Source organism: Lyngbya sp. CCAP 1446/10 (assembly GCF_026130175.1).
Taxonomy (GTDB): Bacteria; Cyanobacteriota; Cyanobacteriia; order Cyanobacteriales; family Microcoleaceae; genus Microcoleus.
The window spans coordinates 32,676-43,944 of the sequence record NZ_JAIGNI010000016.1 but is presented as its reverse complement, the minus strand read 5'-3'; the positions used below and the strand labels follow the sequence as shown (position 1 = coordinate 43,944).

14 protein-coding genes are annotated in these 11,269 nt (G+C 43.3%); 7 read left to right on the top strand and 7 right to left on the bottom strand.

Translation table 11 applies throughout. The features are described 5' to 3' along the window. Positions 1-16 precede the first annotated feature (16 nt). From K4039_RS09660 to K4039_RS09645, 4 genes are all read right to left on the bottom strand, one after another. Entirely contained in the window at positions 17-361 is a 345-nt protein-coding gene (locus K4039_RS09660; RefSeq protein WP_265234952.1) for a type II toxin-antitoxin system RelE/ParE family toxin, read from the bottom strand. Continuing rightward, positions 361-612, bottom strand: a complete 252-nt coding sequence (locus K4039_RS09655) for a hypothetical protein (protein WP_265234951.1) — start codon at positions 610-612, stop codon at positions 361-363. The genes K4039_RS09660 and K4039_RS09655 overlap by 1 nt, the downstream gene beginning before the upstream one ends. 364 nt (positions 613-976) lie before the next feature. Next, positions 977-1,588: a 2OG-Fe(II) oxygenase gene (locus K4039_RS09650; RefSeq protein ID WP_265234950.1), complete on the bottom strand. Its 612-nt coding sequence runs from the start codon at positions 1,586-1,588 to the stop codon at positions 977-979. 538 nt (positions 1,589-2,126) lie between these two features. Next, positions 2,127-3,911 (bottom strand): metallophosphoesterase, encoded by a 1,785-nt coding sequence (locus K4039_RS09645; RefSeq protein ID WP_265234949.1) that lies wholly within the window; start codon positions 3,909-3,911, stop codon positions 2,127-2,129. Between the two features lie 299 nt (positions 3,912-4,210). Here K4039_RS09645 and K4039_RS09640 point away from each other — a divergent pair, with 299 nt between their 5' ends. After that, positions 4,211-5,188 carry an acetamidase/formamidase family protein gene (locus K4039_RS09640; RefSeq protein ID WP_265234948.1) on the top strand — a complete coding sequence of 326 codons (978 nt, stop codon included), beginning with the start codon at positions 4,211-4,213 and terminating at the stop codon, positions 5,186-5,188. 155 nt (positions 5,189-5,343) lie between these two features. Further along, positions 5,344-5,628, top strand: a complete 285-nt coding sequence (locus tag K4039_RS09635) for a hypothetical protein (RefSeq protein ID WP_265234946.1) — start codon at positions 5,344-5,346, stop codon at positions 5,626-5,628. Positions 5,629-5,788: 160 nt separating this feature from the next. Here the strand turns inward: K4039_RS09635 and galT are convergent, their stop codons facing one another. Further along, complete coding sequence (gene galT, locus K4039_RS09630; RefSeq protein WP_265234945.1) at positions 5,789-6,814, bottom strand: galactose-1-phosphate uridylyltransferase; 1,026 nt, start codon at positions 6,812-6,814, stop codon at positions 5,789-5,791. Positions 6,815-7,024: 210 nt separating this feature from the next. Between galT and K4039_RS09625 the strand changes: the two genes are divergently transcribed. The 3 genes from K4039_RS09625 to K4039_RS09615 all read left to right on the top strand — a co-directional run bounded on the left by K4039_RS09625 (position 7,025) and on the right by K4039_RS09615 (position 8,940). Then, on the top strand, positions 7,025-7,807 hold the full coding sequence (locus K4039_RS09625; protein ID WP_265234943.1) for a Uma2 family endonuclease: 783 nt from the start codon (positions 7,025-7,027) through the stop codon (positions 7,805-7,807). A gap of 281 nt (positions 7,808-8,088) precedes the next feature. Continuing rightward, the gene (locus K4039_RS09620) at positions 8,089-8,310 is read left to right on the top strand and encodes a helix-turn-helix domain-containing protein (protein WP_265234942.1); all 222 of its coding nucleotides are present in this window, start codon (positions 8,089-8,091) and stop codon (positions 8,308-8,310) included. After that, positions 8,311-8,940, top strand: coding sequence for a ScaI family restriction endonuclease (locus K4039_RS09615; RefSeq protein ID WP_265234941.1), 630 nt, complete (start codon positions 8,311-8,313; stop codon positions 8,938-8,940). It begins immediately after the preceding gene. Here the strand turns inward: K4039_RS09615 and K4039_RS09610 are convergent. Both K4039_RS09610 and K4039_RS09605 read right to left on the bottom strand, forming a co-directional pair. Next, positions 8,932-9,690, bottom strand: a complete 759-nt coding sequence (locus tag K4039_RS09610) for a site-specific DNA-methyltransferase (RefSeq protein WP_265234940.1) — start codon at positions 9,688-9,690, stop codon at positions 8,932-8,934. The two genes, K4039_RS09615 and K4039_RS09610, sit on opposite strands and share 9 nt — an antisense overlap. Before the next feature lie 209 nt (positions 9,691-9,899). Then, a complete protein-coding gene (locus K4039_RS09605) occupies positions 9,900-10,580 on the bottom strand; it encodes a restriction endonuclease subunit R (protein ID WP_265234939.1) in 681 nt (226 codons plus the stop codon). Between the two features lie 59 nt (positions 10,581-10,639). Here K4039_RS09605 and K4039_RS09600 point away from each other — a divergent pair, with 59 nt between their 5' ends. Next, complete coding sequence (locus K4039_RS09600) at positions 10,640-10,972, top strand: addiction module protein (RefSeq protein ID WP_265234938.1); 333 nt, start codon at positions 10,640-10,642, stop codon at positions 10,970-10,972. Beyond that, positions 10,969-11,265, top strand: a complete 297-nt coding sequence (locus K4039_RS09595) for a type II toxin-antitoxin system RelE/ParE family toxin (RefSeq protein WP_265234937.1) — start codon at positions 10,969-10,971, stop codon at positions 11,263-11,265. Before K4039_RS09600 ends, K4039_RS09595 begins: the two co-directional genes overlap by 4 nt. Positions 11,266-11,269: the final 4 nt, after the last annotated feature.

Genomic DNA, 11,269 nt, shown 5'->3' with positions numbered 1-11,269 from the left:
GCACGATACTAGCTGATTATCCTTTATCAGACTCCAGGTTCTCACCAAGAGTTTGTTGTGCAGCGTGTCGAATACGCAGGATGCGAACTGTGGACACCTCTTCACTTTTTACAATTGCGAAAAGAATACGGTATGAATTGCGTCCTTTACCGTAGATTAGCTGCCGAATTTCCTTACTGAAGTATCGATTTTCCCTTGCCAAAGGACAGCGTTTTGGCATTGACGATAGAGATGCGATCTCATTCAACAATCCATCATACCACTCCCTAGCTTTCTCTAGTGACATCACCTGAGAAATCCGCAGAAATATACTGTCAACTTCTGCTTGTGCAACGCTGGAAATTTCTATGCGATATGTCATCAATTGGCTGGTAAATTGTACTTGCGCCGCTGTGATTCAGCAAATTCGTCAAAAGAACTAAATCGTCCGCAATCAAAATCATCCAAACCCTGCTGGATAGCCTGAATATCTTCTTGGGAGTCTGGTGTTTCCGATTCCAAAATTAGAGTTAGCAATTGGGCAGCCACAATGCTAATATCTTGTCCCTGTCGATCGGCTTTTTCGCGAAGCAGTGCCTCTATTTCTGGACTGAGGGAAATCGCAATAGTCATAGACTTGGTTCCTTAGCATCAAAACCCGTGTAAGTAATTATAGCAAACTGCGAAACTGAAACACTCGTGGCGATCGCACAGCAGAAAGTTCGGCAACGGATTATGTAGCGGATGTAGCGGATGTATGGGATGAAATTTGTAGGGTGCCACGGCGGCGGGTTATGCGATCGATAATTGATGATTTAAAGCTGACGCACCATACTAGCTCATCTCATGTCCGTTGAATTGCGCGCGATCGATTTTTGTGGCGTGGTGGGGGCGGGTTTATAGATATTGTTAGTTTGAGTCAGAGATTTTTGGTGAACCCGCACCTACAAGCATTGTGATTCATTGAACGGATATGATATCAAGGATCGAATAAACATCACTTACTCTTTGCTTTCGCGGCCCTAGATTCCACCGTAAATCCGGGAATATCTTGTAATTCTGTGGCGCTCAAACTGTACTGTTCGCAAACCAAACTCAAGCGAGTCCCGGTACTTTTAACAGCGTTGACAGAGTGTGTCAAATCTCCTTGAAAATAGATTAGTGAGTTGGCTTGCGGCTTAATCTGTCCGACTTGCTGTTTGTTGCGTCGCAGTATTAACTCTCCTCCTTGCAAATTTGGGGGCACTTGTACGTACAATACGCTGACGGCTGCGGGAGGTTCGACGGTTTTGCAGTACGATCGCAAGGATCGATCGATATGGGCATCTACGCGGGAACCTTCGCCCAGCAACAGGGGGTTGAGGTAAAAAGCGTTGCATTCAGGCTGTAATGCTTGGTCTAGATAGGGTTTGAAGAAGGGGAAGCGACGCTCTACTTCGGCGATTTGGGCGCGCCCAAATACTACGGAGAAGCCTTTTGTGCCGATGAAATCGCGGTTGAGGTTGTTGATTGCAAAGTAAGGTGAGGCTAGTATTGCTCCTCGTAAATCGTTGAGATAGTCGATCGAGAAAGCGTTAGGATGTTGGCTGTAGTATTTCAAGGCGCTCAAAAATCATCAATGTTCAAAAGGCAGGTAGCCACGGGCGATCGGTCAGACTTGGGATTGCTGCGTTGCTCGTAGTGATATGATATCGTAAATTGCGATCGCATGAAATACAGAAGACCGGGCGAATAAAATTCGCGTCGATACCGGGCGAATAGAATTCGCGTCGATACAGACAAAACCCGCCTCCGCCGGTTGAAGAATGAGTGGTTAAAATTACGTTATTTTCCTCAGTCCCTCTGAGTTCGGACATCGTTTATGTAGACGCGAATTCTGTTCGCCGTCTTCGGGCTGATTTACGGTATGAACGGCTAAATATGCAAATCATAAAAACCATTGTCCACAAAGCTTCTTGATTTTTGCCTGATTCTTTTTCATACCCTGATTAAGCAACACCCAAAAATAAAACGATCTTCATCAAGATTCGGGCACTGGTTTTCTGACTTGTGATAGATAGAATTAGGACAATGATTTAAGTTTTAGAGATGCAATGTCCGTTCTGTCAAAGCCTGGGCTAAAAATGGGAAATACTCTTCGTCCAGACTCACAATTTTTTGAACTTAAACTCATCAAACTTCACCACTTCCGATTCCGGTTTCCGCGTATCAAAATAATAGCTGCTAACCGTACCGTTCCCTGTATCAAAAACACTAAAAGCCGTAATATCATTGCTCTCAATGTACGGCAATGGCAGCCCATCTTGGCCCAACAAAGGCGCCACAGTTGGCACCACAGGTTCCAATCCGTTCGGGTCTCCAATAGCGCTGTAATCCTCCCGATATCCCGGCGGCACAAATCGGCGCTTTCTCCCCGCAAACGCACCGTAACTGTTGCCCACATTAGAAGTCTCCAAAAAGTGCATTCCGCTGGAACTTACAAACCGATTCCACAAGTGCGAATGTCCGTACAAAACTAACTGCACCCCCGCCGTTTCTAGCAGTGGCGCCACATCCCGAATCAGATAATCTTGCTGTTTCGGATACTCGTAACGCACCATCTTAATCTCACCATCCGAAGTGCGATCAACTATTTGTACAGGGTCAGTATAAGCAGGTACAATATTGTCACCCAGAGAATGCGGCGGATGGTGAAACATCACAATTTTATATTTAGCCCGCTGAAATTCCGCACTATATAACTCTTGTTCGAGCCAAGAATATTGAGCACTACCTTTCATAATTGGCTCAAAAATATGCTGTCCGTATCCCCATTTTTCGGGACGATCAAAATCTTCGTCTCGTTCCCGATACCTGCCTCTAGCCCCCGGATCTAAATTCGGAGTCCGCCAGATATTCGCAGCATACAAAGTCACTAATCGTATGTCCCCAAAAGTCACGGCATAATAATTTTCGTCACTGGGTAAACTAAAAATTTCGTTGTAAGTATCGCTATTAAAACTATTGTTTTTCAACAAAACATCTTTGTCTTTCACCCCATATTTTTGAGTTAGGTATGGATATATTTTTTCCACAGCAGCGCGGGGGAAAGAGTCATTAAACTGGTCGTTGAGGGTGCTGCTAGTTGAAAACCTACCCATAATTTCATGGTCTCCAATCGCGGGAAATATAGGCGCGTTTTGGATCAGTTCGCCGCCTTTGTACAGGGTTTTGATGCCGTTTTTGTCGAGTTCGGAGAAGGCGCGGCCTTGCAAACCGGGGAAAAACGCGCGGCCTCGGTTGTCGTCGAACCATTCGGAAGCGCGATCAGGTATATTAATTAAATCACCTGCCATGAAAACCGCATCAACTTTGTCAATTGTTTCTGCAACTTTCTGGAGATTAGCGGCTGTCATCGGCATCAATTGATGGTCGGAAGTGAACAGAATTTTTAGACCAATTCCTGCTGCTGGTGTCGGAGAAAGGCTGAAAATTTTGCTACTAACAGATGCGCCGCCTTTAGTTTCGCTAGTCACTAGATAGGGAATGCGAACACCGGGTATTAAATTGGTAACTTCTGCTTCGTGTCGCCAGATGGGGCGAATAATAGGATTTGTGCCAGTTATGCCCTGTTTCATTTTATCGGAGATGTGCGAGTCTTTGTCTTCGCGAGTGCGGCTTAGCTTGGTAGTATTTGCAGTCGCAATTTTACTCAAATTTTCGCCGTAAGCAACAATATTGCGAGTTCCGTAAAATTCGGTGAACCAAACAACTCGCACTGAGTTAGTTGTTGGGAGTTGCAGAAACGGATCGGTTAAAAGTTGGGGTTGGTTGAGGAAAGATTGCAGAATCAAACCTAATAAGAGGATAATCAAAATCAAAACGGAAAAAAACCACAGGTTACGAGAAGAACCTTGGGAATTTTCTAATTGATCGGGCAATGGTGTTAACATAAGTTATTGCTCATTATTCTGTAGTCAGTAGTCAGTAGTCAGCAGTCATTAGTAAGTAGTCATGTGAAGCAAGAATAGCGATTACAAATTCTATATTTGGCAATCTCCCTGACAGGTTTGGACGTTTATTTATGTCAAACGTCAACCATTTTTTTACATTTTCTTATATCTCCATTTCTCTCCATTTTCTTTGTCAGTGCCCTCCGCGGTTCATCAAAACAGAATCTTTTTCAAAAATGATTGAGACTTGCGATATAACAGTCTTAATACCATTAAAGCATCCTCAATTTCAAATAGACATGACTCACCACCTTCTCAAGGCTAACTGCAAAACCGTACACTTAGGCGGTTTCTCTCCCAAGCTGGAACCTGCTTTAACTGTCGATTCGGGCGATCGCATCGATATCGAAACCTATTCAGGATATTATGTTGCTGACAAGGCCCCGCCGGAATTTCTTACCCCGGAATTTTTAGATATTTGTCAGAATTTACCTGACAACCGCAAAGTCGGCCCAGGCCCGCACTTGCTAACAGGCCCGATTTATGTTAATAAGGCAGAACCCGGAGACGTTTTAGAGATTCATATCGAGGAAGTTTACCCAAGTTTATCAGTAGGATTCAATGCAATTCGCGCCGGATGGGGAGTTTTACCTAAATATTTTCCTGATCCTAAATTGCGATTTATTCCGCTAGATTTAGAAGAAAAGATTGCGGAATTTCCCGCAGATAGTGGCGTTAAGATTCCCCTAAATCCATTCTTCGGAATTATCGGCGTTGCGGATTTTGAAATCAACCGTTCTTCTATTCCTCCACAACGCTACGGAGGTAATATGGATAATCAGGAATTGCAACCAGGAACGCGGTTATTTTTACCTATTGCGGTGCGTGGTGGTTTGCTGTCTATCGGTGATGGACATTCGGCACAAGGAGATGGTGAAGTTAATGGTACGGCGATTGAAACTTCGATGAATGGGACTATTAAAATCATCTTACGCAAGGATTTATTTTATATATTTCCGTTTGCTGAAACTCCTACTCATATTGTGACTATGGGTTTTGGTCAAACATTAGATGATGCCTTTGATATGGCGGTAAAACAGACGGTTAATTGGCTACAAAAGTATGCAGGTTTTCAAGAAGAAGATGCCTATGTTTTCTGTTCCCTCGCCGTCAATTTTCGGATTACTCAGGCTGTGAATAATCCCCGCAAAGGAGTTCACGGAATGATACCTAAGTCGATTTTGCCGAATGTGCAAATTATGGATCGCTGGCGGTGATGTGCTATGATAACACTCGATCGCCAAAACAACCTCGATCGCGATCGCACAAATTCCACAATTTTGTCACAGCGGTGGGCCGATCGCGATCGCACCAGCGTTCAAAATTAAGCTTAAGATTGGGATAAGTTGCAAATTCTATCTAAATGGGCTCCATGAAAAACCAGACTGATGATACTGCAAAACAAGATTTAGTCGATCGGGCTTTTGGGAGTCCAAACATCCCAGATCCGACAGCGTGGGTGGATGAACATTATTTTCTGGCTAATTTCGCCAATACTCTGGCCCACCTCCAAGAACATTTATCTGATGACAGTTGCGAAATCGGCGAGAGTGCTGAGTCTGGCGAGGCGAGATTATCGATCGATGGTAAAATTAGAGATATATTGAGAGCTAATTTTAGCGATGACCGCTGGCATTATGTCGAAAGTTTATTCTGAGTTTGGTAAAATCCATCAGTATTTGTACGTTGATAAATTTTGAGCGTAAATTAAGCTGTTGCAGATTTAAATTCTCTATTTCAACCGATGATTGAAAATCATTAAATTGTCTGCCGTCTTCGTCTGGGACATTCCTTGACACATTGTATTTTTTTATACTTCAGGTTGGTCGGAAATTACGATCGCCAGGAATTGCGATCGATCGCAAAAACTCGGCACTTTCCTCCGGCAAAGCAGTATTGATAAACATCCCGCTACCCAACTCAAACCCAGCCTGCTTCGTGACTCTGGGAATAATTGCGATATACCAGTGAAAGTATTTGGTTCCTTGTTCGGCAGTTGGAACCGATCGAATACTATAATTATAATCTGGATCGTTCAATCCGTAATAAAGCTGAGCGAGTACAGTTTTCAAAGTATCAGCAAGACCAATAATTTCCGCATCAGTAATATCATCAAACGAAGACGAATGTCGGCGCGGAAAAATCCAAATATGAAAGGGCGAAAGTGCAGCAAAAGGGATACAAGCGACAAAATCTTTGCTTTCAAAAATTACTCTTTCACCCGTCGCTAACTCATCTTCCAAAGTCCGGCAAAACAAACATTCTCCCGTGTCGTCAAAATATCTAATAGCTTCGTCGATCCGCCTGCGAAATTGGTTAGGCACAACGGGCGTAGCTGCTATTTGCGAGTGAGGATGTTCGATAGAAGTTCCGGCACTTGGGCCGTGATTTTTGAAGATCACAATTGTTTCAATGTAAGGATATTTTCTAATTTCTAAATAGCGCTGGCGGTATACTAAAAGTATGTTGGCAACTTCTTCAACGGTCAACAAAGCAGTCGTCAAATCATGTCGCGGGTGTTCGACAATTACTTCGTGAACGCCGATTCCCGACATTGTGCGGTAAATTCCTGATGATATTCTGAGCCGTTCTGCTGTCGGGGAGAGGGCGGGATATTTGTTAGTCATTGCCCTGACTTTCCAGCCAGTCCCTTCATCACTCAAACGGTAAGTTTCTAAGGTTCCGTCTTCTTCATTTCCCACGCAAAACGGGCAATCGGCACGGTATGGCGGTACTGCTACCATCAACTTTTTTTTGTTGGCAAATTCGTCCGGTCTTTTCGCCCGTTCGGTGGCGATGATTACCCAATCTCTGGTAATTAGATTTTGTCTAAGTTCAGACATTTTATTACTTTGATTTTCACGGCTTAATTATTTTTAATTCTAGATAAAACTTGGCGTTCTGTCAGTGCCTGCTTGCGAATATTTAATAAATCTTGACATTGACGTGCGAAGGTATTAAATAGATGGTGATGAATAAAGTTAACTAGAACAATAGTGAATTGCCAACAATTCTGATAAAATAGATTCATCGCAACAGCTAGGAACTAATCTATGGTTCTCCAAATTAATCCCGCGAAACAAGAGCCAGTTGTTACCTGGGAAAAACTGCCATCAGACTTTATCTTACCGGAATATTCGGCGGAAAATATTCAACAGCCACCGCTGGCGGCCGCGCTGACGGATGCCCTCGGTACGTCCGATCGCATCCAACCCGAAATGTTGATTGCGTCGAATTTTGCGATCGCTACTACGGTCAATCAAAAGACGGTAGTGAAAGCGCCAGACTGGATGTACGTGCCGCGAGTATTGCCGTTAGCCGAAGGAGTGATTCGCCGCAGTTACACACCGTCTTTGGAGGGCGATCGAGTTGCCATAGCGATGGAATTTATCTCAGAAACCGACGCTGGGGAATACTCGGTGCGCGCCAAATATCCTTACGGAAAACTGTATTGTTACGAGCAAATTTGGCAGATTTCTACCTACGTTATTTTTGACCCTTACGAACCAGATTTGGAAGTGCGCTGTCTGCAAGAAAATCAATATGTTTTGCAGTCACCGACAGCGGAGGGACGTTACTGGATACCAGAAATTAATTTGTTTTTGGGTATTTGGTACGGAACCCGATTGGGTACAACTATGCACTGGTTGCGGTGGTGGGATTCAGCGGGAAATTTGCTGCTTTGGAGTTCGGAAAAATCGGAATTGGAACGACAAAGGGCTGAACAAGAAAGGCAAAGGGCCCAAAGTGCGATCGCCCAATTAGAAACTGAACGCCAGCGCAGCGAATCACTCGCGCGTCAACTTCGGGAATTGGGCATCGATCCGAATGCTTGAAATGCCTATTCCTGCGGGGATAGCGGCGCTTGATGCCCTTTTCTCGATTCATCAAAATTGCGGGAAGGGCGATCGGGCTATCTGGTATATCAATAACTTGAAGCATTAGACATCAATCTATTTCCTACGCCCTAGAACCCGGAGTACCGATGAAAGCAATTAAAGTGATGGCATCAAGTTGATTCTGCTTGGTGTGACTATGGGCGTGCTGGCTTCATTTAATCCTAAATCACACTCATAGTGTGTAGATTTTGGAGTGCAGTCACCGATATCTTGCTGATGTGGCAGAAAATCCAGAGCTAAAAAAATTTGGAGAGCAAGTTCGCAGGCTAAGAACATCAAAAGGCTTTTCCCAAGAAAAGTTAGCAGAACTAGCCGGACTGCACCGCAACTACATTGGTGGTATTGAGCGGGGTGAGAGGAACATAGCCCTGTTAAACATTTTGCGGTTAGCAAAAGCTTTAGGAGTATCGCCCAGCGAACTATTGCAGGAAATAGAGTAAATGCAATCACCCTATACGGGGCTTCCTGTCCAAGATTGGCAAGAGAAGACACGGGAACTCATAGATCAACACCCACTAGATCCACAAGAAATTTATGACGTGGTTATTCAAGTTTGGAGTGAAATTTTTCAATCAAGCATAACCAGCAGAGGCTACAAAATAGGAGTAAATTTATTCCCAACTCCCCAAATTATGGGCTTTTTTTTACATGAACTAATCCCATTAGAACTCGCCAGTAAATACCCCGGAATTTGGCGGCGCGATCGCAGCGCCATCGAAAAAGATATTGTTTACATCCCGAGCAATGACTTCTCAATTGAAATTAAAACTTCTTCAAGTAGTCGTAACACTTACGGCAATCGTAGTTATTCCCAACAAAGTGCCACAGGAGCAAAACCGAAGAAAGACAAGTCCGGCTATTATCTTGTAGTTAATTTCCAGAAATTCGATCCAAAAATTCAAAGTGTACAAACTCTACAGATTAATTTAGTTAGATTTGGATGGATAGATCGAGAAGATTGGCAAGGGCAAACAGCGGCCACTGGTCAGCAAGCTAAATTAAGCCCTGATGTAGAGCGATATAAGCTACTGCAATTGCCTATTAAGCAAGATTTACCCTCTTTAAAATAAAGATAATTGAGCTTCACTAATCTGCTTTTCTCTTAGAAAATTATCAATTCGGTTTGCTGCTAAATCGCAGTATTCCTGACAAATCTCAAATCCGATAATAGTGCGCTGCAAATCTAAAGCAACAACAGCCGTAGTTCCTGAACCCAGAAAAGGGTCTAAAATGATTTCATTTGGGTTGGATGAAGCTTTGATTATTCGCTGTATGACAGCACTAGGAAATTGAGCGGGGTGAGATGTTCGCTCTTTTGAGGCTCTATTTTTACCAGAAGTTACCTTGGGGAATTCCCAAACATCAGTCGGATTTTTGCCTTGGGAGTTGACTTTAATTTTGCCATTCTTTTTTTGATTAGGATATTTTACATTTGGATCGCGCACATCATCTAGGTTGAAGGTATAATCTTTATGGTTTTTCACATACCAAAGGAACTTTTCATTGCGCGGTGAAAAGAACTTACTACCAGCAACCCCAGCGCCATAGTGCCAGATAACTTCTTGGATGAGGTAAAAAGGAATTTTGTCCCAAAGTAGATAGGGAATGGGGATAGCTTTAGCTTGATTGGGAATTGATAGATACCCCAAGTTGAGCCAGAAAGCGCCGTTAGGAAGGATTAGCCGATAATTTTCACTGATCCAGCTTTCACACCAGTTCAAATATTTATCAAGTGGTAGTGTTTTTTCGTATTCTTTGCCAATGTTATAGGGGGGACTGGTGACAGTAAGATTCACGCATTCATCAGGGAGCTTTGACATTGCTTCTAAGCAGTCCATTTGATAAATGAGGCAGTTGGAGGCTTGGAAGTAGGGTTTACCTAAAAGATTTACTATGTCAGTTAAAAGCATGATTAAGTTGATGATGGTATAAATCTATATTGGCACAATTGTGCATTTTTTATTGATCAACTTACGAGGCAATTAAATTATGTATATTTCCTCTACTCGTCTTCCTAACTTCCCAACCATTACGCCAATTGCAACTGCACATTCTGCAACTTGCAAATAGCTTTCAAAACTTGCGCCAATTCGATCGATCGCCCTTTGTCAATCAAATTCAATTCCGGTAAAATCTGATAAGTGCAAGGATTTCCCCGCGTCAACCGCACAAACCGATAACTTTCGCCATTCGTCGTCAATCCCCAAACAGACGATTGCACCTGCAAACTCTTAAACGCATAAGTCAGCAATTGCGGTAAACCGGTCAAAGGGGCGATCCTCTTCGAGGGCTTCGCTAACGCACTATTTTTCGCCTCCACCACCAAAATCCAGAACTGCGCCGCCCCAATCTCCGCATCCGGCCCATTTACTGCGAGAATATCCAACCGCCCTTTAATTAAAGTATCTTCATCTTCAACCTCGATCGGAATGCTATCCTCCATAGTCAGCACCACAGGAATCTTAAAAAATCCCGTCAATCGCATTAACGGCGAAAGCGTTAAAAACTTCACCAATTCTTCAGAAACTTTCCCGGTTTCTAGGTAGCGCCAAAAATCATTGCTGATTTCCAAGAGTTGCTGCTGTTCAGAGTCTGTTAGAGGTTCCAGAGATAAAGACTCAGCAAAAGAACCTTCTGTTTGTCTTTCCAGTTTGAGAAGGCGGCGAACGTCATTTAACGAAAGTTGGCTGGCTTCTAAATTTTGGGTCATAGCTTTTGTGCGATCGGCTTTTCCTGTAAAATATATTATAGAGGCATTACAAGCTAATTTTGCCTGATACAATATTAATTGTCCCTCAACTCCACCGTCAACTCTACCTTAAATCTGCTATATTTTATGTGTACCAATTTCCCAGTCTTTCATCAAGGTTAATTAGTATGGATATCACTGTCACATTGAATCAAATTACATCTCTCAGTGTTGAAGACCGAATTAGGCTTGTACAAGCAATTTGGGATAGCATCGCAGCAGAGCAAGCTTACCCTAATCTTACAGAAGTACAAAAACAGGAACTAGATCGTCGGATTAGTGATAGCGAAGCTAATCCAGATGATGTAATGACCTGGGAAGAAATTAAAGCTTCGGTAAAAAGACGCTCATGAATTATGTGCTAGTGTTTCGGCCAGAAGTTCGTGAAGAACTCGATGGGGCCTACAGTTGGTACGAAAGTCAGCAACTAGAACTTGGCGACGATTTTTTGGACTGTGTGGACGAAATTTTAAATCGAATTTGCCAGATGCCAGAATCATATCCCGTTGTCTATCGTGATGTTAGACGGTGTGTGGTGCGACGCTTTCCCTATGCTGTTTACTATCGGATTGTGTCGAGTAGGGTGATTGTGACAGCAATTTTTCACAGTCGGAGAGATCCAAAAACGTGGCAAGTGCGAACATAAACAA